The organism is Burkholderia sp. MSMB1588 (genome assembly GCF_001546925.1).
In the GTDB taxonomy this organism is placed as follows: Bacteria; Pseudomonadota; Gammaproteobacteria; order Burkholderiales; family Burkholderiaceae; genus Burkholderia; species Burkholderia humptydooensis.
The window spans coordinates 1,005,521-1,027,199 of sequence record NZ_CM003770.1; the positions used below are offsets into that span (position 1 = coordinate 1,005,521).

17 protein-coding genes and 1 pseudogene are annotated in these 21,679 nt (G+C 67.1%); 7 read left to right on the forward strand and 11 right to left on the reverse strand.

Annotated elements, in window-relative coordinates:
- Positions 1-153: 153 nt before the first annotated feature.
- Complete coding sequence (locus tag WS92_RS04195; protein ID WP_059933426.1) at positions 154-1,614, forward strand: OprD family porin; 1,461 nt, start codon at positions 154-156, stop codon at positions 1,612-1,614.
- A 117-nt stretch (positions 1,615-1,731) separates the two neighbouring features.
- Here the strand turns inward: WS92_RS04195 and WS92_RS04200 are convergent, their stop codons facing one another.
- The 4 genes and pseudogenes from WS92_RS04200 to WS92_RS04210 all read right to left on the reverse strand — a co-directional run bounded on the left by WS92_RS04200 (position 1,732) and on the right by WS92_RS04210 (position 4,823).
- A complete protein-coding gene (locus WS92_RS04200) occupies positions 1,732-2,724 on the reverse strand; it encodes a DedA family protein/thiosulfate sulfurtransferase GlpE (protein WP_059933423.1) in 993 nt (330 codons plus the stop codon).
- 154 nt (positions 2,725-2,878) lie between these two features.
- Positions 2,879-3,151, reverse strand: coding sequence for a hypothetical protein (locus tag WS92_RS04205; RefSeq protein ID WP_009915974.1), 273 nt, complete (start codon positions 3,149-3,151; stop codon positions 2,879-2,881).
- A pseudogene (locus WS92_RS37090) lies at positions 3,121-3,352 on the reverse strand (hypothetical protein). Before WS92_RS37090 ends, WS92_RS04205 begins: the two are co-directional and overlap by 31 nt.
- Positions 3,353-3,419: 67 nt before the next feature.
- Complete coding sequence (locus WS92_RS04210; RefSeq protein WP_009915973.1) at positions 3,420-4,823, reverse strand: GntP family permease; 1,404 nt, start codon at positions 4,821-4,823, stop codon at positions 3,420-3,422.
- A gap of 287 nt (positions 4,824-5,110) precedes the next feature.
- On the opposite strand from WS92_RS04210, the gene WS92_RS04215 reads away from it, so the two are divergent.
- The 4 genes from WS92_RS04215 (at position 5,111) to WS92_RS04230 (ending at position 8,081) form a co-directional block, all read left to right on the forward strand.
- Positions 5,111-6,670, forward strand: coding sequence for a sigma-54 interaction domain-containing protein (locus WS92_RS04215; RefSeq protein WP_059933419.1), 1,560 nt, complete (start codon positions 5,111-5,113; stop codon positions 6,668-6,670).
- 78 nt (positions 6,671-6,748) lie between these two features.
- On the forward strand, positions 6,749-7,333 hold the full coding sequence (locus WS92_RS04220) for a hypothetical protein (RefSeq protein ID WP_082743841.1): 585 nt from the start codon (positions 6,749-6,751) through the stop codon (positions 7,331-7,333).
- A 55-nt stretch (positions 7,334-7,388) separates the two neighbouring features.
- Positions 7,389-7,688, forward strand: a complete 300-nt coding sequence (locus WS92_RS36335) for a hypothetical protein (protein ID WP_231749088.1) — start codon at positions 7,389-7,391, stop codon at positions 7,686-7,688.
- Between the two features lie 102 nt (positions 7,689-7,790).
- Positions 7,791-8,081 (forward strand): H-NS histone family protein, encoded by a 291-nt coding sequence (locus WS92_RS04230; RefSeq protein ID WP_006029119.1) that lies wholly within the window; start codon positions 7,791-7,793, stop codon positions 8,079-8,081.
- 347 nt (positions 8,082-8,428) lie between these two features.
- Here the strand turns inward: WS92_RS04230 and WS92_RS35540 are convergent, their stop codons facing one another.
- Entirely contained in the window at positions 8,429-9,100 is a 672-nt protein-coding gene (locus tag WS92_RS35540) for a hypothetical protein (protein ID WP_156443010.1), read from the reverse strand.
- A 253-nt stretch (positions 9,101-9,353) separates the two neighbouring features.
- Here WS92_RS35540 and WS92_RS04235 point away from each other — a divergent pair, with 253 nt between their 5' ends.
- Positions 9,354-11,717, forward strand: coding sequence for a bifunctional acetate--CoA ligase family protein/GNAT family N-acetyltransferase (locus tag WS92_RS04235; protein ID WP_059933410.1), 2,364 nt, complete (start codon positions 9,354-9,356; stop codon positions 11,715-11,717).
- 442 nt (positions 11,718-12,159) lie between these two features.
- On the opposite strand, the gene WS92_RS04240 is transcribed toward WS92_RS04235, so the two are convergent.
- The 3 genes from WS92_RS04240 to WS92_RS04250 all read right to left on the reverse strand — a co-directional run bounded on the left by WS92_RS04240 (position 12,160) and on the right by WS92_RS04250 (position 15,140).
- Positions 12,160-12,711, reverse strand: a complete 552-nt coding sequence (locus WS92_RS04240; RefSeq protein ID WP_041861977.1) for a hypothetical protein — start codon at positions 12,709-12,711, stop codon at positions 12,160-12,162.
- Between the two features lie 131 nt (positions 12,712-12,842).
- Positions 12,843-14,246: an indoleacetamide hydrolase gene (gene iaaH / locus WS92_RS04245; RefSeq protein ID WP_059933407.1), complete on the reverse strand. Its 1,404-nt coding sequence runs from the start codon at positions 14,244-14,246 to the stop codon at positions 12,843-12,845.
- A gap of 69 nt (positions 14,247-14,315) precedes the next feature.
- The gene (locus WS92_RS04250) at positions 14,316-15,140 is read right to left on the reverse strand and encodes an IclR family transcriptional regulator (protein WP_059933404.1); all 825 of its coding nucleotides are present in this window, start codon (positions 15,138-15,140) and stop codon (positions 14,316-14,318) included.
- A 557-nt stretch (positions 15,141-15,697) separates the two neighbouring features.
- On the opposite strand from WS92_RS04250, the gene WS92_RS04255 reads away from it, so the two are divergent.
- Positions 15,698-16,546 (forward strand): ureidoglycolate lyase, encoded by an 849-nt coding sequence (locus WS92_RS04255; protein ID WP_059933400.1) that lies wholly within the window; start codon positions 15,698-15,700, stop codon positions 16,544-16,546.
- Positions 16,547-16,724: 178 nt separating this feature from the next.
- Here WS92_RS04255 and WS92_RS04260 read toward each other — a convergent pair whose 3' ends face one another.
- The 3 genes from WS92_RS04260 to WS92_RS04270 form a co-directional block, all read right to left on the reverse strand.
- Positions 16,725-18,020: an O-acetylhomoserine aminocarboxypropyltransferase/cysteine synthase family protein gene (locus tag WS92_RS04260; RefSeq protein WP_059933397.1), complete on the reverse strand. Its 1,296-nt coding sequence runs from the start codon at positions 18,018-18,020 to the stop codon at positions 16,725-16,727.
- Positions 18,021-18,168: 148 nt separating this feature from the next.
- Positions 18,169-18,561, reverse strand: a complete 393-nt coding sequence (locus WS92_RS04265) for a VOC family protein (protein ID WP_015602763.1) — start codon at positions 18,559-18,561, stop codon at positions 18,169-18,171.
- 145 nt (positions 18,562-18,706) lie between these two features.
- Positions 18,707-21,670: a salicylate synthase gene (locus WS92_RS04270; RefSeq protein WP_059933394.1), complete on the reverse strand. Its 2,964-nt coding sequence runs from the start codon at positions 21,668-21,670 to the stop codon at positions 18,707-18,709.
- Between the last annotated feature and the right edge of the window lie 9 nt (positions 21,671-21,679).

A 21,679-nucleotide genomic window follows, 5' to 3' on the forward strand; every position in this document is an offset into this window, starting at 1 on the left:
GACCGACAAAGACACAACAAGCCAACAGGGGTGTGGACGGCGCGAAATATTTTCGCGCCGTGGGAAGGCGCGTCGTCACGGCGGCGCGTCGGGGTATCGCCGGCCGCGATGCGCGGCCGGCGAGTGGGTAGTCAACATAAAAAGAGAAGCGCAATGACACAACATCGATCGATGAAGAGGGTCGCGCGGGCAGTCGTGCTCGCGTGGGGACTGCCGATGCTCACCGGCGTGTCGATTTCGGGCGCCGCGCGCGCGGACGATGCGGCGTCTGCCGCGCCGGCTCAGGCGCCATCCGCCGCGATGCTCGTGCAGCAGGCGACGACGCCGAACGCCATCATCAACGCCGACGCCACGCAGGCGGTCATGCCGCCGGAGCCGGTGTCGAGCCAGGCGAAATCGAACGGCTTCATTGCCGACAGCCATTTCGACGTGCTGTTGCGCAACTACGCGGACGTGCTCGATTCGAAGGGCGGACCGCATCGCCATGCCTGGATTCAGGGCGTGATGGCGAACTTCGAGTCCGGCTACACGGGCGGGCTGATCGGCTTCGGCGTGGATGCGTCGATCTATGCGGCGCTGAAGCTCGACGGCGGCGCGGGCGGCGGCAACATGGTGCACATCGCGAAGGGCGGCGGCGGCTCGAACCAGCTCGCGTGGGCGTTTCCCGGCATCTATGACGTGAAGGCGCGCATCTCGAACACGGTGATCAAGTACGGTCTGCAGGCGGTCGACAATCCGTTCATGGAGCAGCACGACAACCGCGCGCTGCCGCCGACGTTCCTCGGCGCGACGATCGTCAGCAACGAATTCAAGAACGTGATGCTCGAAGCGGGCAGCTTCACGAAGACCAACGCGCGCGGTCATACGACGCTGACGAACCTGACGACGCAATACGGCGGCACGCGCGTCGATCGCTTCACGTACGTTGGCGGCACGTGGGATTATTCGTCGACGGGCTCGGCGTCGTTCTACGCGGGCCAGGCCGACGACGTCTGGCGCCAGTACTACGGTTCGGTCAAGCAGAGCTACGGTTCGCCGCAGGCGATCAAGTGGACGGGCTTCGGCAACTTCTATTCGACGCACGATACGGGCGACGCGCGCCAAGGCAAGATCGACAACAACGCATACAGCCTGTCGCTCGCCGCGCAGCACGGCCCGCACGAACTGCTGCTCGGCTATCAGCAGGTGCTCGGCGACCAGTTCTTCGATTACCTGAATGAAACGAACGGCATCTTCCTCGTCGATTCGATGGACGTCGACTACAACGCGCCGCACGAAAAATCGCTGCAACTGCGCTACACGTTCTACGGCAAGGAGGCGGGGCTGCCCGGCTTCAAGGCGATGGTGTGGGGCGTGACGGGCTGGGGCGCGGACGGCTCCGCGAGCGCGGCGCTCGATCCGACGCGCTCGAGCATCTACTGGAAGGACGGCGCGCCGGTGCAGGGCCGTCACCACGAGTTCGGCTTCATTCCGTCGTACACGATCCAGAGCGGCAAGCTCAAGGATACGAAGATCACGTTCATCGCGATGTGGCACGTCGGCTCGGCGCACTACTCGGACAGCACCAATCAGGAATACCGGCTGGTCGTGAACGTCCCCGTGAAGGTGTTCTGAGGATGCCGAAGCGAATCGGGCGGCGGCGAGGATTCGGCTGCCGCCGTCCGACGTCGGTGTTGGTGTGCGCGGCGCGCGGCGTTCGCGTTCGCGCGCGCCGCCGTTCGATCGGACGAATCAGGCGGTCTTCGGCGCCGACGCGAGCGCCGGCGCTTCGCCCATCGGCTGCGGATCGAGCTCGGCCAATCGCCGGCCCGCGTCGCGCCATGCGTCGAGGCCGCCGCGCAGCGCGAGCGCATCGGCGAAGCCCGCCTGCTTGAGGCGCTGCGCCATCAGCGCCGCCGACACCTCGTTCGGGCACGAGCAATAGATCACGAATTTCTGCGTGGCCGGATAGCGCGCGACGATGTCGCGCAGATCGCGTTCGTCGGCGAATTGCGCGCCGGGGATCGCGTACGGATCGAACTTGCGGTGCTCGGGCGAGCGCGCATCGAAGACGACGGGCGCGGGATCGGTTCGCAGCAGCCGGTCGAGCTCGTCGACGTCGATTCGCGCGTTCGCGAGCTGGCGAATCAGCGCGCGCCGGCGCATCCAGCGCACGGCCGTATAGAGCGCGAGCAGCGCGACGATCACGACGAGCACCGCGCGGCCGAGCTGGTTCGCGCCCGTGAACAGCCAGTCGATCTGTTTCGCGAACGCGAATCCGATCGCAACGCCGCAGCCCGCCCACAGCAGCGCGCCGAGCCCGTCGTAGCCGACGAACGTTCGGTAGCGCGTGCCGAGCGCGCCCGCCATCGGCACCGAGATCAGCGACAGCCCCGGAATGAAGCGCGCGACCGTGAGCACGCGCACGCCCCAGCGGCCGAAGAAGCGCTCGGTCTTCTTCACGCAGCTATCGCGCGACAGCGAAAGCTTGCATAAGGTTTTCAGCGCGCGGCCGCCGAAATGCCGGCCGGCGACGTACCACACGGTGTCGCCGATCAGCGCCGCGAGCACCGCGAGTGCGAGCACGGGCGCGAGCTGCGCGCCGAGCGCATCCGGATGCAGCGTCGCCATCGCGCCGAACAGCACGAGCGTCGGCATCGCCGGCACAGGCAGGCCGATCGCGGCGGCGAGCACGTTGACGAACACGATGAGCGGCCCGAAGCGGGCGACGAGATCATGAAGCATGACGAAACAATGGACGGTCGCCGCGAAAAGCGCGCGGCATGGAGCGCGTGGATGCGCCGATTATCGGCTATTTTCGGAAAGGGGATCACGCCGCGGATGGACGCGCGGCGAGGACGGTGAGGGCGCGAGCGGGCGCGGCCTCACCGTGGCGGGATCAGTGCGTCGTGGTGCGGGCGAGCGGGATGGTGCCGTGCGTTTCGCCGGGCAGTTCCGCGCCGTGCGAACGAATCGCGGCGATCAACTCGGCGGGGGTGATTTCGTAGCGTACTTCCCGATGGATGCCGGGCTTGCGTTCGTCGACTTCGATGAGCAGTACGCTTTTACCGTCTTCGGTGGCCGCAAGACGCAGCGAGCGAAGCTCGCGGCCGTCGGCCGGATCGAATTCGGTCAGCAGGGTCATGGCCCCGGAAGAACCGGTCGTGCGCATTGAACGTGTCCTCGTGTCGTGAAGTAGGAAATGTTGCTTTGCGGACTGCTTCAATGCAGTTTAACCGAACCGGACGGCAGCAATGAGAATTTCGCGAGGCGTTCGAGCGGCGCGGGCGGGCGGCCTGCCGAAGCGTCGCCGCGCGTTGCGCGGCAGCCGTTCGGCGTTCGCGCAAACCCGCATGTTGTGGCGGCGCGTCACGGCGAAAAGTATGAGTGAAGATGCGATCGGCCCGCCGCGAGACGGGCGTGTCGTGCCCGCCGCCGGATCAGACGAGTCCCGTCAGATAATAGACGGCGATCACGAAGAACACGGCGAGCGTCTTGATGACGGTCACGGCGAAGATGTCCCGGTACGATTCGCGGTGCGTGAGGCCCGTCACCGCGAGCAGCGTGATCACCGCACCGTTGTGCGGCAGCGTGTCCATGCCGCCGCTCGCCATCGCGACGACCCGGTGCAGCACGTCCATCGGAATCTGCGCGGCCTGCGCGCCCTTGATGAAGAGATCGGACATCGCCGCGAGCGCGATGCTCATCCCGCCCGACGCGGAGCCCGTGATCCCTGCGAGCGAGCTGACCGACACCGCCGCGTTGACGAGCGGATTCGGAATGTTCTTCAGCGCGTCGCCCACGACGATGAAGCCCGGCAGCGCGGCGATCACGCCGCCGAAGCCGTATTCGGACGCGGTGTTCATCGCGGCGAGCAGCGCGCCGCCGACGGCGGCCTTGGTGCCGGTCGCAAAACGCTCGTGCACGCGCTTGAACGCGGTGATGACGACGAGCAGGATGCCGAGCAGCAGCGCCGCCTCGACCGACCAGATCGCGACGACCGTCTTGATCGGCGTCGTGACCGGCGTGTGGACGCCCGGCAGCACGTCGGGCGGCACCGTGTAGGACGCGCCGCCGTACCACACTGGAATCAGTTTCGTCAGCGCGAAGTTCGCGACGCCGACGAGCACGAGCGGCGACACCGCGAGGAGCGGATTCGGCAGCGACTTCGTCTCGACGCGCTCCGGCTCGTTGACGAGCGACGTGCCGTAGCCTTCGCCGCGCGCGAGCGCCGAGCGGCGACGCCATTCGAGATACGACAGGCCGACGACGATGATGAAGACCGACCCGATCGTGCCGAGCGCGGGCGCGGCCCACGCGGTGGTCTTGAAGAACGTCGTCGGGATGATGTTCTGGATCTGCGGCGTGCCCGGCAGCGAATCCATCGTGAACGAGAACGCGCCGAGCGCGATCGCGCCCGGCATCAGGCGCTTCGGAATGTTGCTCTGACGATAGAGCTCGGCCGCGAACGGATAGACGGCGAACACGACGACGAACAGCGACACGCCGCCATAGGTGAGCAGCGCGCACACCGCGACGATCACTGCATTCGCGCGCGATCGGCCGATGTAGCGGATCGCGGCGGCCACGATCGCCTCGGAGAAGCCGGACAGCTCGATCACCTTGCCGAACACGGCGCCGAGCAGGAACACCGGGAAGTAGAGCTTCACGAAGCCGACCATCTTTTCCATGAAGATGCCGGAGAAGACGGGGGCGACGGCGGCGGGGTCGGTCAGCAGCACCGCGCCGAGCGCGGCGACGGGCGCGAACAGGATCACGCTGTAGCCGCGGTAGGCGGCGAACATCAGGAACGCCAGCGCGGCGAGGACGATCACGAATGACAAGAGAGTCTCCTAAATCTTGGTTGTTGTGCGCTCGGGCGCGCCGGGTGGACGGCGCGACGCTGCGGCACGCGTTGCCGCAGGATTCGTGCCATCCGCAGTGCGGCCGGGCGCGGCCGGCCACGTGAAAGGCAGCGCGCGGCGATGGGCGCGCCGGCTGCGTCCGATTCTACAGAAAACGTCTCTTTGTGTAGACGAAAGCCGCGCGCGATGCTCGCCGATTCGGGATCGGGCCTTTTATGATGGGCATTTGCCGGATGTCTCGCACATGAGATAATCCGTCTCGCCTTGTGGACAAGAAAGAAAAAGTGGAGACGAATGCACCGATTTCGGGCGGCTGGGTCCGGCTGCCCGCCGATTACGGCGACGTGCTGCGGCGCGCGGCGGAGTCCCTGTTCAAGACCTTCGAGCATTCGAGCGTCGGCACGCTGATCGTCGACAAGGATGCGCGCGTCGTCTGGATCAACCAGCGCTATGCGGCGCGCTTCGGGTTCGCCGATCCGCAGCAGGCGATCGGCCGCGATTGCGAAGCCGTGATTCCGCACAGCCTGATGCGCGAGGTGGTCGCGACCGGCCGCCCGATCCTGCTCGACATCATGGAGACGGGCCGCGAGCCGCTCGTCGTCACGCGCCTGCCGCTGACGGACGACGCGGGCGAAACCGTCGGCGCGATCGGTTTCGCGCTGTTCGACGAACTGAAGACGCTGACGCCGCTCTTTTCCCGCTACATTCAGGTTCAGCAGGAGCTGATCGCGACGCAGCGCTCGCTTGCGCAGGCGCGGCGGGCGAAATACACGTTCGCGAGCTTCGTCGGCACGAGCGCGGTGAGCCTCGAGACGAAGCGGCAGGGGCGGCGCGCCGCGCAGGTCGATTCGCCCGTGCTGCTGCTCGGCGAGACGGGTACCGGCAAGGAATTGCTCGCGCATGCGATCCATGCGGCGTCCGCGCGCGCGCTGAAGCCGCTCGTGACCGTCAACGTCGCGGCGATTCCCGATGCGCTGCTCGAAACCGAGTTCTTCGGCGCGGCACCGGGCGCGTACACGGGCGCGGATCGCAAGGGGCGCGTGGGCAAGTTCGAGCTGGCCGACGGCGGCACGCTCTTTCTCGACGAAATCGGCGACATGCCGCTGCCGCTGCAGGGCAAGCTGCTGCGCGTGCTGCAGGACAAGGAGTTCGAGCCCGTCGGCTCTAACCGGATCGTGCGCGCGAACGTGCGGATCATCGCGGCGACATCGGCCGAGCTGCCGGCGCTCGTCGCCGAAGGACGCTTTCGCGCGGATCTCTATTACCGGCTGAACGTGCTGACGATCCATGCGCCGCCGCTGCGCGAGCGCGCATCGGACATCGAGGCGCTCGTCTATACGATGCTCGAGGAACTCGCCGCGCAGCACGGACTTGCCGAGCACTGCGAACTGACCGACGACGCGCTGCGCCTGCTGTGCGCGTATCCGTGGCCCGGCAACGTGCGCGAACTGCGCAACACGCTCGAGCGGGCGCTGATGCTGTCCGATCGCGCGTTGATCGATGCGCGCGCGCTTGCGCCGTTCATCGGCCCGGCGCGCGGCGCGGGGGCGGGTGCCGGCGTTGGGGCGGGGGCGGGCGGTGCAGTTGGTGCGGGTAGTGCGGGTGGTGCCGGCTTGGTCGCGGTCGCGGTCGCGGCGCCGACGGCCGTGCCTGACTCGCGCGCGACGGCTTCGTCCTATGCGGACGCGTTCGCCGCATGGGAGCGCCAGTTCCTGAGCGACGCGCTCGCCGCATCCAACGGCAAGGTGACGGAAGCGGCCGCGCGCATCGGCATCGGGCGCGCGACGTTCTACAAGAAGCTCGCGTCGCTCGGCATCGATACGTAACGGGCGACGCGCGGGACGCATTCGCAGCGAACGTATCGATGCTCGCGCATGAGCGGGCGCATTCGCAGGAGGCTCGCGATGAAGCGCATCGGGTCCGCCGTATCGTGCGTGGCGTTCGCCGTCGCCGCGCATGCGTTTGCGCAGGATGCGGCGTCGGTTGTGTCGCCGGTATTGCCCGTATTGCCTATATTGCCCGCGTCGCCGGTGTCGTCTGCATCGCCCGCCTTGATCGAGCGACGCAATTGGTACGACGATCCTTTTTTTGCATTGTCGAATTCGATTGCCGAATGTCCGATGCCGCTTGGTCCGTTGATGACGCGCGCGCAAATGGAGGATGACGCGCATTACCGCGTCGAGCGAGGAACGACTTGCTGGCTCGCGCATCGCTGCAGCAAACCGAATTCCTATTTATATGACAAGCCGATTGCCGAAGAGCTGAAAAAGCGATTTGCCGACAGCGGTCAGGCATTGGCCGGCACGAGCATCTGGATCACGATTCAGCGCCGCTTCGTTTATGCCGAAGGATGCGCGAGCGCATCGTTCGATCGCGACGCGCTGCGGCGACGGCTCGAGGCGCTGCCGGACGTCGAGCAAGTATTCATTCGGCTTACCGACGATCCGCACGGGCGTGCGCCCTACAAGACACTCGTTGCGCCCGATTGACCCTTTGCGGCGTGCGTTGGCATATACTCGCGTCGTCCAAGAAGAAAGCGGAGCGATAGGCAGATTTATGAAACAGACGGGTGCGCCAGCGCCGGGGCAATGCGGCGCGTTCTTGCGGACGGGATTTTTGATTGCTTTAATAGCGGGGCTTTCTGGCTGCGGGGGAAGCGCACCGCTGTTTACGTCGGACGGACGCGCGACCACGATGGTCCAGTGTCCGGAAGGCGGTGCTTGGGACACCTGCATTCAGAATGCGCGCGGCATTTGCGGCGGCGATTTCGATACGATCAGGCAATCGGTCGATAACGGCGTGCGAAACCTTCTCTTTGCATGCAAGGCTGGAAATGGCTTCTGAGCATCGCTTGCGGGATATGAAAGCAATGCGAAAAATGTTCGATTGATCCTGAATTGATTCATATACTTCCATCTATAAATAACGAGACGGAGCTTCATCCATATGGCGACCTATAGGCAACTGACCGCACAGCTCGAAAAACTTCAGCAGAAAATCGACAAGGAACGCGAAAAAGCGATCGCGGACGCCATTGCCGACATCAAGGCGAAGATCGAGGAATACGACATCACGCCGGAAGAGCTGGGGTTCAGAAGCATCAAGGCGGCGGCGAAGCCGAAGCGCGTGCTGCCGCCGAAGTACCTCAATCCGAAAACGGGCGAGACCTGGAGCGGCCGCGGCCGCGCGCCGGCGTGGCTCGGCAAGAACCGCAACCGCTTCCTGATCAAGGACTGATCCCGAAAAGCCTCACCTTTGGCGCCTTGAACGACGGTGCGAGCGGCAAGTCTGCCATTCGCACCGTTTTGTTTTCGGCCACCGGATTGTTTGCTCCACGGTGTTTCACGGCGCCCATGAGATTTCGCGACGCAGAGGGTTACGTGTCGATTCGGCGATGAAACCCATGTGTTTAGCCGGATATTGCGTGATTTGATCGTCGATTCGAACTTGTCGAATCGATAAAGATGTTTCACGCCGCCTCGTACATCCGGGATGCCGTTTGCGGTTTTGTCGGTTTCGCTTTGCGATTTCGCCGCGGCTCAATATCCAATCCCGAACATCCTCACCTTGACTCCCGGAAACGCTCACCTTTGACGGTGCGAAGCGAGTGTCATACCGGCGCTTTCGGCATGCCGTTTCGCATTCGATCCGGGCGACGGCGCGCGTTTCAACCGCAGCACGGGAGAAGCGGCGACATGCCGATAAGGCGAGACAACGCCATTCGTCTGTTCTGATTCGCCAATCGGCAGGCGGAAATGGACAACGCATTTGGACGGCGGGAGGCCGCGTAGGCGACATTTCCGGGATGGCCTTCTCATTCGAGCGGCAATCGAAACGAGCCGCACGGCAGCCGGCACGAATGAAAAACGACCGTTGTCTGCCGGAAAAGCGTTTCCCGGCCACTTGCAATGCCGGCTCGCGCATTTTGCATTCGTCGTAAAGCGCGGCTGTAGGCGGATCGCAAGCGGCGCGTCGTCGCGCGACCGCGATCGCAGGTTCGCTCGACGCGCGCGACAGGCGGCTCCGTTGTCTTCGTATTTGACCGCGACCGCGCGGTGGAATTGAACGTTGAATCCGATCCCAATCGAATGGCGGGCCGCGCCGTTCGATTGATTGCGCGGCGATTGTCCGCTATTCGGCAATGCATCAAATTTGTCGGCCCGGCGTTGCCGACGTTTGATCCGGATGGATCGAATTTTCGAGGCGGTCGTTTCAAAACGGATGAATCGGGCTTTGAATGTTGCGCAGCGAGACATTCCGATCCGCGGGACTTGATAGCGATGCGCGAGCCGTTTCCGGAAGCGGGTGCCGCAACCGGCCTCGGGAAGCGCCTTGCTCGGTGGCGGCGAAGTGTTTGCATCGATGATGCCGATGCTTGCGCGACTCGGCGATTCGGCCGAACGGCATATAGGCGGCGCTCGACGCTTCGCCTATCCTATGGGCACTCGGGCTCGGTCCGGCAGGGCCGCGCTTCGATCGCCGTCGCTCAATCCTTTTAGCGGAGTCGCCGTGACCGTTCGCAATCTCGATGCGTTGTTCCATCCGACATCCGTTGCCGTCGTCGGCGCTTCGCCGCGCCCGGGCAGCGTCGGCGCGATGGTTTGGGCGTGCGTGCTCGACGGCCGGTTCGGCGGGGCGATCTGGCCCGTCAACCCGAAGTACGGCGAACTGAACGGCCACAAGGTTTACCCATATGTCGACCAGGTGCCGAGCGCGCCGTCGGTCGCACTCGTGTGCACGCCGCCCGCGACGTGGCCCGGCATCGTGCGCAAGCTGGGCGGCCTGGGCGTTCGCGCGGCGATCATCGTCGGCGAAGCCCGTTCGAGCGCCGATCAGGTCGCGCTCGAACGGGCGCTCGCCGCGGCGAAGCCGTATCTGTTGCGCATCGTCGGGCCGGGCAGCCTGGGCGTCGTGTCGCCCGCGCTGAACGCGCATTTCGGCGCGCCGGCATGCATCGTCAAGGCGGGCGGCGTCGCGTGGGTGTCGCAATCGAATGCGCTGACGAACGCGGTGCTCGGATGGGCGCATGCGCGCGGGCTCGGCTTTTCTCATGCGGTCGCGCTCGGCGGCGAAGCGGACGTCGACGCGGCCGACGTGCTCGACTACCTCGCGAGCGATGCCGCGACGCGTGCGATCCTGCTCGAGCTCGACACGGTGAAGTCTGCGCGCAAGTTCATGTCGGCCGCGCGCGCGGCGGCGCGCAACAAGCCGGTGCTTGCGTTGCGCGCAGGGCGCGGCGATTCGGGCGATCTGCTCTATACGGCCGCGTTTCAGCGCGCGGGGATGGTGCGCGTCGACGCGCTCGACGATCTCCTCGACGAGATCGAGACGCTCGGCGTCGGTCGGACAGCCGCGGCGAGCGGCGCGGCGACGCTCGTGACGAGCGACAGGGGTGTCGCGAAGCTGGCCGTCGATGCGCTCGCGGCGGCGGGAGAGACGCTTGCGCAATGGCCGCAGGCGGCCGTCGACGAGGTCGGTGGCGCGCTGCCCGCGGGAATCGTCGCCGGCAATCCGTTGCTGCTCGGCGACGACGCGCGTCCCGAATATTTCGGCGCGGCGCTGAAGGCGCTCGCGCAGCATCCGCCGACAGGCGCCGTGTTCGTGGTTCATGCGACGTCGCATAGCGCGCCTGTCGGCGACGTTGCGCGCGTGCTGATCGAATCGCGCAAGTTCGCGCGTCGCGGCATGCTCGCGTGCTTCTTCGGCGGCGTCGATGCCGCGACGCGCGACGCATTGCACGAGCACGGCATCCCCGTATATACGACGCCGCAGCGTCTCGCGCGCGCGCATGCGCGCCTCGTCGATTATCAATTGGGCCGAGAGCTGTTGATGCAGACGCCGGAGGGCACGCCGCCGCAACCGCCGGCGTCGATCTCGGCTGCGCAGCACGCGGCGCGCGCAGCGCTCGCGCAGGGGCGCGACGCGTTCGAAGGCGAGGCGGCGCTCGAATGGCTGGCCGGCTTCGGCATCGAGCGCGCAACCGATGCGGACGTCGACGTCGGCGATACGATCGTCGACATCACGGTCGGGATGTACGACGACCAGAACTTCGGGCCGGTATTCCGCTATTCGGTGCCGCCGGCGGACGGCGTTTCCGCGCCGTTCGTCGTCTACGGGCTGCCGCCTTTCAATACCGTGCTCGCGCGCGCGGTCGTCGCGCGGTCGCCGTATGCGCGCCGCGCGCCGCCCGAGCCGCTGCTGCACGCACTGACCGCGCTTTCGCAGGCGGTGTGCGAGGTGCGCGAAATCGTCGAGATGTCGCTCGTGCTGCGCGTGCGTCCCGCGCGCGTCGTCGCGTTCGGGCCGCGCATCGGGCTCGCGACGGGGCGCAGCCGGCTCGCGATCGTTCCATATCCGCGCTATCTCGAGCAGAAGCTCGACTGGCGTGGAGAGCGCATCACGGTGCGTCCGATTCGCCCCGAGGACGAGGCCGCGCATCGCGAGTTGCTGAGCGCGATGACACCGGACGATTTACGGATGCGTTTCTTCGGGGCGATACGCAACTTCGACCATTCGCAGATCGCGCGGATGACGCAAATCGATTACGACCGCGAGATGGCGCTGATCGCGACGCTCGACGATGCCGGCGGCCGCGCGCATACGCTCGGCGCGGTGCGGGCAGTGACCGATCCGGACAACGAAGCGACGGAGTTCGCGATCGCGGTGCGGCCCGATCAAAAGGGCAAGGGGCTTGGGCGAATGCTGATGACGCGCATCATCGAATACGCGCGCTCGCGCGGAACGGCGTGGATGGTCGGCGAGGCGCTGCGTGAGAATGCGGCGATGATCTCGCTCGCGAAAGACAGTGGTTTCATGGTGTCGTCGACCGAGGAACCGGGGGTGGTCGCGTTCAGGTTGAAGTTGCAGCCATGAGACGCCGCCGCGGCATCGGGCGTCGGACGCGTGTGATCGGCGCAAGGGGCTGGCAGTCGCCGTGGTGCGGGGGCGATGGGGCGGGCAATTCGAAATCCGATGCGCGGTGTGTCGCCGGCGCTTCGGAGATTGCGGAATGCGTTGAAGGCGTCAACATCGCTGACTGCTGGCAACGGTTTTGACATCCTGACGATCATCGCCGCCATCGGTGCCATCACCGCCAATTCCGGACGGTGAGGTTTTACGGGAAACGAATTCGGGCGAAGGTGAGCGTCTTCGGGAGGCGGCCGGGCGGAACGAAACGCAGCGCGCGTGGCTTGTCGCCGATCGCATCGGGGTGTCGACGCATCGGCTGGCACCTGCAAACATGTGCCAGCCGATCCGCCGACCTGACAATACACCGCCTCACCGCCCCGAACCCGAATCCGCCCCGCGAACCGAATCACGCAGCGAGCTTCACCGCAGCCTCGTCCACATGCTTGCGCGAGATCGCGAGCTCGTCGAGCAGCGTGTCCGCGTAGACCGCGCCCGTCTCGCGTTCGAGACGCGCCACCGTCAGCGCGCAGCGCGCGGTGTCCTTCGGCATCGCAATGAAGCGCTTGATCGATTCGCCCGCCTTGAACGCGTCGAAGAGCGGCAGCCGCACTTCGTCCGGCAGCGTCTTCGTCCATTGGTACGGCTTGCCGTTGAACGTCAGGGAAGGCGGCAGCGAGCGCTCCTTCTTGCCCGCCGCGATCAGGCCGTACGTGCGCGCGGCTTCGCCGATCTGCTCGGGAGAGAAGAGCTCGTCGGGCGTGATGTCGAATTGCGCGATGTACGCTTCGATCGCCCGCATCGCGGATGCGCGATCGTCGCGCTTCTTCTGCGCGCGCGCGACGATGTCGCGCAACTCGTCGGCCTCTTCAGGCGTGATCGTGAAGCTTGCCTGCTTCTGCTGAAGTTCGGAGAAACGTTGGAATTCGAGATCGGTCAGAAGTTTGGCCATGACATCCATGAGGCGCCCGCCATCGGCGAAGACGGCAGGCGGTGTTTTGAAGGGGGCGCTATTTTAGCGTAGCGCCGCGCGCGCAGCCGATTCGGCACACAGCACGCGCCGGACAAGTGCCGGGCGAGCGCCCGCGCGCGTCACGGCGCATGCGCGAGCAGTTGCTCGACCTCGCGCGCGATCGCGAGCAGGCGTCGGTCGTTGCCCGCCGGCCCTTCGAGCATCAAGCCCACGGGCACGCCGGTGTGCTTCGACACTCCCGCCGGAATCGATACCGACGGCACGCCGCCGAGCGTCGCCGGCCCGGTCTGACGGATCACGCGCGCGAACAGCGCGTAGGCGGCGTCGGAAGGAAGATCGTGCCCGCTGTCGGCGACGAGCGGCGCTTCGCATTGAACGGTCGGCAGAGCGATGCAATCGACGCCTGTTCGATGGAACGCCTGGTCGTACCAGCGCACGCTGCTTTGCAGCACGTCCATCGCGGCCGCATACACATCGCTCGATGGCGGCGCGTCGATCAGCATGCGGAAAATGTGTCGTACATCGTCGCTGCCGAGCCGGGCGACGAACTCCGCGAACGGCAGAGCGAGCCGCTCTGCGCTGAAGCGCTGCCAGTATGCGAGCGCCTCGAACCCGCCGATCGGGAAGCCGCAAGCTTCGTCCGCTTCGTGCAGCGCGCGGGCGGCGAGCGGGATCAGCCGCGCGCCCGCGTCCGTCAGCGCGGCGAGCGCGCGCTCGGTCAGCTCCGCGACGGCCGGATCGAGTCCATCGAAGTAGGGCGCATCCGGCACGCCGATCCGCAATCCGGCGAGCGCGACCGGCGCGGGCTCGGTGGCATCGCCCGTCAGCACGGCGTCGAGCAGCAGCAGATCGTCGATGCAGTGCGCGATGGGGCCGACTGTATCGCGCGTCGGCGATAGCGCGAGCACGCCTTCCGTCGAGTAGCGGCGCGGCGTCGGCCGCAGGCCGGCGACGCCGCAGAACGCGGCCGGGATCCGCACCGAGCCGCCCGTGTCGGTGCCGAGACCGAACGGAATGCCCGCCGCGACCGCGCATGCCGTGCCGCCGCTCGAGCCGCCCGCGATTCGCGCCGGGTCGTGCGGATTGCGGACCGCGCCGAAGTGGCCGTTCGCGCTCGTGATGCCGAACGCGAGCTCGTGCATGTTCGCCTTGCCTAGCGGCACGGCGCCCGCGTCGAGCAACTGCTGGACGGCCGTCGCATTGCGCGTCGCGCTGAAGCCGAGCAGCGCGGGGCTCGCCGCGTACGTCGGCATGTCGGCTGTGAAGAGGTTGTCCTTGATGACGAACGGCACGCCCGCGAGCGGCAGCCTGCGGCCGCTCGCGATCTGCGCGTCGATGCGGGCGGCGGCCTGGCGCGCGATCTCCGGCGCGACGTGCGTCATTGCCGCGAGCGGTTCGGCGAGCGCGAGGCGCTCGAGCGCCGCCTCGGCGTGCTCGAGCGCGCGCGCTCGTCCGCCGTTCACGGCATTCGCGACTGCCCGCACGCTCGCGGGCCGGACGTAGGTTTTTCGATGCGACGTCATTGGCCTGTCTCCTTGTGCAGCACGCCGCGACGTGCGGCGCGCGTCATTGCTTCGGTCGGATCGGGAACGTTACGCGGCCGCCTCCTTCAGCATCGAAAGATGTCTGGCCGTCGCGCGCAGTTGCGCGTCGACGTCGTCGACGCGCGGCGCGACGTGCGCGTCGATCCGGCGGACGTACGGGCACGTGAGTGCGGCGATCGCGTGGCCGGACGGCCCGAGAACCGGATACGCGATGTCGGTGACGCCGAATGCCTGGCGGCTTTCCCGCCTGAGCCAGCCGGTCGTGCGGATCTCGCGCAGCAGCGCGTCGAGCTCGTGCATGTCGAGCGCGATTTCGCCCTCCACCTTCGTATGCTCGGCGAGCATCTGCGTGCGTTGCTCGGGCGTCTGGAACGCGAGCAACACGGGGCCCGACGCGGTGTCGACGAGCCCGACGCGCGAACCGAGCCGCACCGAGATGCCCCACGGGCCCGGCCCGTCGACCTGCGCGATCACGAGCAGGTTGCCCCGGTCGTACACGCACAGGTGGCACGATTGCTCGGCCGCGTCGGCGAAGCGCTGCATCGGCGGCAGCGCCTCGGCGATCAGCCGCTTGAGCGGCGGATGGCGGTGGGCGAGCGAGTAGAGCTTCAGGCTCAGCGTGTAGCGGTCGCCGCCCGGCGAGCGGATCACGTATTGGCGCGCGACGAGCCGCTCCAGCATCCGGTAGATCTCGCTCGCATTGCGGCCGAGCTCCTTCGTGATCTCGGTGCGCGTGAGGCCTTCCTTCTGCTCGGCGAGGAGCTCAAGGATATCGAGCCCCTTGTCGAGCGCGGGCGCGCGATAGCGCCCGACTTCTTCGCAATCCTGCGGTTCTTGCGCGGCGCCGGCGAGCAGGTCTTTCCTGGATTTCATCGGTGGATCGATTGTCTGGGACACGATGCGTCGAACGCCCTGGGCGGCGCGTGTTTCGCGGTTGCGCCGAGTGCGCCGATGGATCGTCGGTTCGTATGTAAATTAAGTCACTGCTCCAATAGCAATGATAATCAACGAATGCGAAATCAATGCCAATTTTGTCGACAATTGTTGAATAGAAAGCGGTCGACTGCGTATCGATGCGGTCAAAGTATGCGTCGGAGCGGTCGGGAAAAACCGGCGTGATCGAGCAGGCCGGTGCGCTCGCGCGGCTGGAAGCGGGCGTTTGTCACGGACGTCGTTGCGCGGACGCGCGCGGTGACGCGCGGGAGGCATGCGCTGATGGACCTCGGCGAGTCCCGGCGCGGCGGCGGCAAGTGCCGGCGAACCCGCGCGTCGCCAGCGTCTGCTCCAATAGTCGTTATCCGCGACGCAGCGTCTCATCGCGCGCGGCGGATGGTACAAATTGCGCAACGGGCCCGCTCCCGGCGCCGTCGCGCCGGCTCGATCGAGTGCGGCGGAGGCTCGTCTGTCCTGAACTGAAGAGGTCGCCTGTCATGAAACTGCTTCGTTACGGCCCCGTGGGCCACGAAAAGCCCGGGTTGCTCGACGCGGCCGGCCGCATCCGCGATCTGTCGTCGCTGATCAACGACGTCGCGGGCGACGCGCTGTCGGACGCGAGCCTCGCGCGGCTCGCCGCCGTCGATCCCGCGTCGCTGCCGCTCGTCGCGGGCGAGCCGCGGACCGGCGCGTGCGTCGGCCGGATCGGCAAGTTCGTCTGCATCGGCCTGAACTACGCGGACCACGCGGCGGAGGCGGGTCTCGCGGTGCCGGCCGAGCCCGTCGTGTTCGGCAAGTGGACGAGCGCGGTGAGCGGCCCGCACGACGGCATCGAGATTCCGCGCGGATCGGTGAAGACCGACTGGGAAGTCGAGCTGGGCGTCGTGATCGGCCGCGCGTGCAAGAACGTCGACGAGGCCGACGCGCTGTCGCACGTCGCCGGCTATTGCGTCGTCAACGACGTGTCCGAGCGCGAATGGCAGATCGAACGCGGCGGCCAGTGGGACAAGGGCAAGGGCTTCGACACGTTCGGGCCGATCGGCCCGTGGCTCGTCACGCGCGACGAAATCGCCGATCCGCAGGCGCTCGACCTGTGGCTCGACGTGGACGGCCGGCGCTATCAGAACGGCAATACGCGCACGATGGTGTTCACCGTCGCGCAGTTGATCGCGTATCTGTCGCGTTGCATGAGCCTGCAGCCCGGCGACGTGATTTCGACCGGCACGCCGCCCGGCGTCGGGATGGGCGTGAAGCCGTCGCCCGTCTATCTGAAGCCGGGGCAGACGGTGCGCTGCGGGGTGGCGGGCCTGGGCGAGCAGCGGCAGACGACGCGCGCGGCGGCGTGACGTGGCGGCGCGGCCGGCGTGCGGCAGCCGATGTGCCGGCAGCGGTTCGCGTTGCACGGCCTCGTTCGCTGCTTCGCGTGGCGGACGGAGTGTGTGCGACGAGGCGTCGATCGTCGCTGTTGCGCGCGTTGTGTCGCGCGTCTTGATCGAACGCGTGGGCGTTCGATCAAGATGTCGTTCACGCCTTCGCCAGCGCCTGATCGAGATCGGCGAGCAGATCGTCGATGTGCTCGATGCCGATCGACAGCCGCACCGTCTCTTCCTTCACGCCCGCCTTCGCGAGCTCTTCCGGCGATAGCTGACGATGCGTCGTCGAAGCGGGATGCGTCGCGAGCGACTTCGCGTCGCCGATGTTGACGAGCCGCGTGAAGAGCTTCAGCGCATCCTGGAACGCAGCGCCGCCCGCGCGCCCGCCCTTCACGCCGAACGTGAGGATGCCCGGCGCGCGGCCCGACAGATAGCGGTCGACGAGCGCGTGATCCGGATGATTCGGCAAGCCGGAATAATCGACCCATTCGACCTTCTCGTGCCCCGCGAGATGCTGCGCGATCCTCAGCGTGTTCTCGCTGATGCGGTCGATGCGCAGCGCGAGCGTCTCGATGCCTTGCAGGATCTGGAACGCGTTGAACGGCGAGAGCGCCGCGCCGGTGTTGCGCAGCGGGACGACGCGCGCGCGGCCGATATACGCGGCGTCGCCGAACGCTTCGGTGTAGACGACGCCGTGATAGCTGACGTCCGGCTCGTTCAGCCGCCTGAAGCGGTCGGCGTGCTTCGCCCACGGGAACTTGCCCGAATCGACGATCGCGCCGCCCAGGCTCGTGCCGTGCCCGCCGAGATACTTCGTCAGCGAATGGACGACGATGTCCGCGCCGTGCTCGAACGGACGCAGCAGGTAAGGCGTCGGCACCGTGTTGTCGACGATGAGCGGCAGGCCGTGGCGATGCGCGACGTCGGCGAGCGCGGCGATGTCGGTGATGTTGCCGAGCGGATTGCCGACCGATTCCGCGAAGATCGCCTTCGTGCGCGAATCGATCAGCGCTTCGAATGCCGCCGGGTTGCGCGGATCGGCGAAGCGCGTCGTGATTCCGTACTGCGGCAGCGTATGCGCGAAGAGGTTGTAGGTGCCGCCGTACAGCGTGCTCGATGACACGATGTTGTCGCCCGCCTCGGCGATCGTCAGGATCGAATAGGTGACCCCCGCCTGGCCCGATGCGAGCGCCAGCGCGCCGACGCCGCCTTCGAGCGCCGCGACGCGCTGCTCGAGCACGTCGTTGGTCGGATTCATGATCCGCGAATAGATGTTGCCCTGGACTTTCAGATCGAACAGGTCCGCGCCGTGCTGCGTGTCGTCGAACGCGAACGCGACCGTCTGATAGATCGGCACCGCGGCGGCGCGCGTCGTCGGGTCGGGGCGATAGCCGCCGTGCACGGCGAGGGTTTCGAGGCGCCAGTCGGCGGATGCGGGTTCGGTCATGATGGGTCTCCGATCGGTCTGCTTGTGTCAAGGTGTCGGCCGATTATAGGAGTCGCGGTCGCGCGCTTTTAGCTTGTTTGGTGACAAGCTTATTCGCGGACAAGACAAGTGCCGGGGCGGTGCGCGGAGGCGTGCGGACGATGGGCGGTTAGCCGTCGGCGTCCGCCATGAAATTCAATTCGACGCCGTTTCCCGCCGGGTCGTCGAAGAACAATTGATGCTGACGCGTCAACGGCACGTCGGCGCTCGTGTATCGGATGCCGAATTGCTGCAGACGGGCAATCGTTCCCGGCAGATCGCTGCAGGAGAACGCGACATGGTCGAACGTGTTCGTGACATTCGGCGCACGCGATTCGCCGGGCCCGGCTTCCGACAGATGCAGCACCGCTCGCGCGCCGGCATACAGCCAATAGCCGTGGCTCCGGAACGGCGGGCGATCGCCGGGCCGCAAGCCGACCGCGTTCACGTAGAAATCGCGCAGCGTGTCGAGGAGCGGACGAGGCGCGCGGAGGTTGTAGTGATCGAGGCCGGTGACGGGCATGGCGGGCGGTCGGGGGAGGGAACCGGAGCGGCCATTCTAGCGCGTGTCGAGGGGCGATGTGATGGGGCGCGTCGAATGGCCGGCGCGGCTTCATGGATGCTTCCGCCACGCCATGCTACGCCGCCCCGCCCCGCGGCTTCCGCGCCTAGCCGCCCGCCCGCCCCTGCAAATGACGCGCGACCGAAGCGAGCTTTTCGCAAGTCTCCGTCCATTCGCGATCGGGCGTCGACAGCGGAACGAGCCCCGCACCGGCTTGCAGCCAGCAGCGTTCGCCGTCCCGATACACGGAGCGCAGCACGAGCGCGGCATCCATCGCGCCTTCGCTGTCGACGACGAATACGCAGCCGCTGTACAAGCCGCGCAAGCGCTGCTCGTGGCGTCGAATGCTGTCGAGCGCCTCGCGTTTCGGAATGCCCGAAGCGGTGACGGCGGGAAACAGCTTTTCGAACGCATGCCATGCGTGGCGGCCCGCCGCGAGCCGCCCGCGCACGCGCGATGCAAGATGCTGGACGGTGCCGCGCCGATAGACGTTCATGAATTCGCTGACGCCGAGCGAATCGGCGTCGCAGATCGACGACATTTCGTCCATCGCCAGTTGCACCGACACCGCGTGTTCGGCGATTTCCTTCGCATCCCGCAGCAGTTCGCGCCGCAAACGCGCGTCTTCGGCGTCGTCGCCCGTCAATGCGCGCGTGCCGGCGAGCGGCTGCGTGCTGACGAAGCCGTCGGCGCTCACTTCGACCACCGTTTCGGGGCTGAAGCCGTATGCTTCGAAATCGCCGTCGCGGAGCAGGAACGAGCGCGCCGGCGTGTTCGTCCGCCGGCCCGCGACGTAGCTCGACACCGTGTCGAGCGACGCAGGAACCTCGACCGCGCGCGACAGGATCACTTTCTGGTACGCGTCGGCCTGCATTTCGCGCACCGCGGATGCGACCTGCTCCTTGTACGCGTGCGCGTCGCGTTCGCCGTCGATTGTTTCGAGACGCGCGCCGGGCTCGGTCTGCTGCGCGGCGTCCTGCGCGTCGACCAATTCGGCGAGCGTCGCGAGCGCGCCGGGGTCCAGGCTGCGGATCAGCGCGCGGCCGCTCGCTACGCGAATCTCGCTTTGCGGAATCGCGAGCCGCAGCAACGGCTCGTCGCCGCGCGCGCCGTCGATGCCGTACGTCAGATGAGAAAACTCGAAATGGGCGCGCCCGTATGCGCGCCAAGCGTCGATCCGCACGTCCGCGAGCGCGTGTGCGATCGCGTCGCACGGCTGTGCGTCGCGCCAGCTTGCGCCGTCGCTGCGTCGCACCGTTCCGTCCGGCTCGACGATCACGCTCAGCGCCGAATCGATGCCGATGCTCCACTCGCCGCCGCGCTCGTAGAGCGTGCAGTGCCGGCTCGGCAATGCGCACATGATGCGCGACGCCAGATCGAGCGGTTCGCTTCGCACGCTCAGGCGGCGTTCGACGTAGTGTCGCGCCGGGGCGGCGTCGCGCGCCTTGGCGATCGCGATCAAGCGTTGCTTGTCGATCTTGCCGACCGACGTCAACGGCCAATGCGCGGCGATTTCGATCTGATCCGGCAGCTTGAATTCGCTGAGCCCGCGTGCGCGCAGCGCCTGCTTGAGTGTCGACGCATCGAGCGTGTTGCGTTGCGGCCGCACGAATGCGCAGATGCGTTCGCCGAGCAGCGCGTCGGGAACCGCGACGACGGCCGAGTCCTGCACGTCCGGCAACGCGTCGATCAGCAGCTCGATTTCCGCTGCGGAGATCTTTTCGCCGCCGCGATTGATCTGCTCTTTGATGCGCCCTTCGACGATCAGATTGCCGGCCGCGTCGCGGCGCACGAGATCGCCCGTGCGGTAGTAGCCGTCGCCCGTGAAGCTGCGCGCGTTGTGCTCCGGCGCGCGGTAGTAGCCTCGGATCGTGTACGGCCCGCGAGTCAGCAGCTCGCCGACGTCGCCGGCGGCGACGTCGCGGCCGTGCGCATCGACGATGCGGACTTCGTCGCGCGGCGACAGCGGCCGCCCCTGCGTATGCGCGATCGTGTCGGGCGGATCGTCGAGCCGCGTGTAGCACAGCAGTCCTTCAGCCATCCCGAATACCTGCTGCAGACGGCAGCCGAGCACGTCGGGCAGGCGGCGCGCGAGCGCCGGGTCCAGCCGCGCGCCGCCGACCTGGACGAGCCGCAGGCTCGACAGATCGCTGCGTTCCCATTCGCGCGCTTGCGCCCAGAGCTGCGCGAGCGGCGGCACGAGCGCGACGTGCGTGACCCGCTCGCGTGCGATCAGCGGCATCGCTTCGTCGCAGCTCGCCGTGTCGGACAACACGACTGTGCCGCCGCTCGCGAGCATGCCGAGTATGCCGGGACATGCGAGCGTGAAGTTGTGCGCGGCGGGCAGCACCGCCAGATAGACGCTCGTATCGTCGAGCCCGCAGAGTGCGGCCGACGCGCTGAAGTTGTACGCGTAGTCCGCGTGCGTGCGCGGAATCAGCTTCGGCGTGCCGGTCGTGCCGCCCGACAGGAGCAGCAGCGCGACGTCGTTCGGCGCGGGCGGCGTCAGTGCGCGCGGCGGCGCGTCGAGCGACGCGAGCGGCACGACGCGCTCGTCGGCATCGTCGTCATTGTCGCGACGGCCGGGCTCGCCGTCGACGACGATCCAGCGCAGCGACGGATGCGCGTCGAGCATGTCGGCGGCGAGCGATCGGGCGTCGAAGCCGGCCGTTCCGTCCGCGATGAAATAAGCGCTGGGCTCGGCGATGCGGCAGAGCGCGTCGATGTCGTGCGAGCGTTGGGTCGGCATCGCGAGTACGGGCACCACGCCGAGACGGAACAGCGCGAAGCAGACGGTGACGAACGCGATGCCGTTCGGCAACTGCACCATCGCCCGGTCGCCGGGGCGCAGGCCCAGCTCGTGCAGTGCGGCTGCGAGCCGATCGACCCGGTGATCGAGCGCGACGAAAGGCACGCGTTCGCCGCCGGCGACGAGCGCGGTGCGCGTCGCGTGGTCGGCCGCCCAGCGGCGCAGATGTTCGCCGAGCGGCAGCGCGGCGGACGAGATGTCGGGTTCGGCGGCCACGGCGTTGGCCGTTTCGTTCGGATTCGGATGAAGAAGAGTTTCCATGAGCTTCTC